Origin of the sequence: Microcystis sp. LEGE 08355 (genome assembly GCF_015207185.1) — a bacterium.
In the GTDB taxonomy this organism is placed as follows: domain Bacteria; phylum Cyanobacteriota; class Cyanobacteriia; order Cyanobacteriales; family Microcystaceae; genus Microcystis; species Microcystis panniformis.
In genome coordinates this window covers 1-1210 of sequence record NZ_JADEXI010000917.1, presented here as the reverse complement: position 1 = coordinate 1210, position 1210 = coordinate 1, and the positions used below count along the sequence as shown (strand labels likewise).

Annotated in this window: 2 protein-coding genes; one reads left to right on the top strand and one right to left on the bottom strand. The window is 45.2% G+C overall.

Going from position 1 to position 1210, the window contains the following annotated elements:
* The first annotated feature begins 224 nt into the window (after positions 1–224).
* Positions 225–665 (top strand): hypothetical protein, encoded by a 441-nt coding sequence (locus tag IQ242_RS25245; RefSeq protein WP_002741759.1) that lies wholly within the window; start codon positions 225–227, stop codon positions 663–665.
* Here the strand turns inward: IQ242_RS25245 and IQ242_RS25240 are convergent.
* A complete protein-coding gene (locus IQ242_RS25240; RefSeq protein WP_002763635.1) occupies positions 662–949 on the bottom strand; it encodes a YggT family protein in 288 nt (95 codons plus the stop codon). The genes IQ242_RS25245 and IQ242_RS25240 overlap by 4 nt on opposite strands.
* Positions 950–1210: the final 261 nt, after the last annotated feature.

The window sequence follows — 1210 nt, the reverse complement described above, 5'->3', positions numbered from 1 at the left end:
GTTCCGGTGCTGATTCGGAGCATCTTTCAATTTGACAACGCCTATTGTAGGGCTAATTCATGAATTAGCCCTACACCTATTACCTCACAGGTAAACCCGTCGCAACTATCGGGAGCGTCTGTGGGAATCCATTCCCATGAGAGTCCTAAAAAAGCTGATTTCAAAGGGTGACGATCCACGATAATCTAAGTATTGGGGAAATCATACCGTAAAATCACTCTTCTATGACACCACGCTCGCTCACCGTTTTGCTCCTTTCTGTTCTTTTCTGGCTGTCTAGCTGGCTTATCATCCCTACTGCTCAAGCTTTGACCCCAATTCAACTATTAGATGTATCTTATAAAGACTGTCCCCCCGAATTAGCCGAGGGGAGTGTCACCAGTGGGGGAACCAGTTTTCCGGCTAATTGTTTTTTAATCACCGGCAAAGCTAAAAATAATTCTGGAAAAACCGTCTATGATGCCGATGTTTTTGGTCGGATTTACGATGCTAACGGGGAACCAGCTTTACAAAATCGTAGCCGAGTCGGGGCAATTCCAGAAGTGCCGCCGGGGATTAGTGATTTCGAGATCAGAATTTCTGTTTCTACCAATCAACCAACCCCCTTGCGACTGGAAAAATTCAAAGCTTCTGGTTTTACCAGTAGTGTTGATCCCCGGATTTAGAAACTGCTGCTGACCAGACTGCTGGCCCCTGTGGCTACGACACTCTGAACGACGTTGAGCAGCAGGAACGCGAGAATCGGGGACAAGTCCATCCCGCCTAGGGGTGGGATAATCGAGCGAAAGAGGTTTAAATAGGGATCGGTAATCGGACTGAGAAAAGACATAATCTGATAGGCCCAACCGGCATTTTGGAACCAAGTCAGTAAAACCCTAACAATTAGGATTACCGAGTAAATTTGTAGGAAATTGTTGATTATAGTCAAAATAAACCCTATATCGCTCATAAATAAATATTCCCTCAAGAGGGCGTGATGGTTAGTTTAGCTTTGATCTTACCAAAAAAATGGTCTTTAGTTACTCTCTCCGCCCTATCTTAGTGGTTTTGACCAGCTATCGGCATTCCTTCTGGTTGACGGACACCGGGTAAGAAAACTGAATACAGCAGTTATCTTAATGGTGAGGTACGAAGTTTTCCTTTTGGGGAGACTCGGATTGTTCAAGTAGGGTTTGCGGCAAAAAGTTTTTCGTGGGGGTCAGGTGGGGTG

Coding starts and splice junctions, on each gene's coding strand:
- IQ242_RS25245 (WP_002741759.1), top strand. CDS start 225: ATGACACCACGCTCGCTCACCGTTTTGCTCCTTTCTGTTCTTTTCTGG.
- IQ242_RS25240 (WP_002763635.1), bottom strand. CDS start 949: ATGAGCGATATAGGGTTTATTTTGACTATAATCAACAATTTCCTACAA.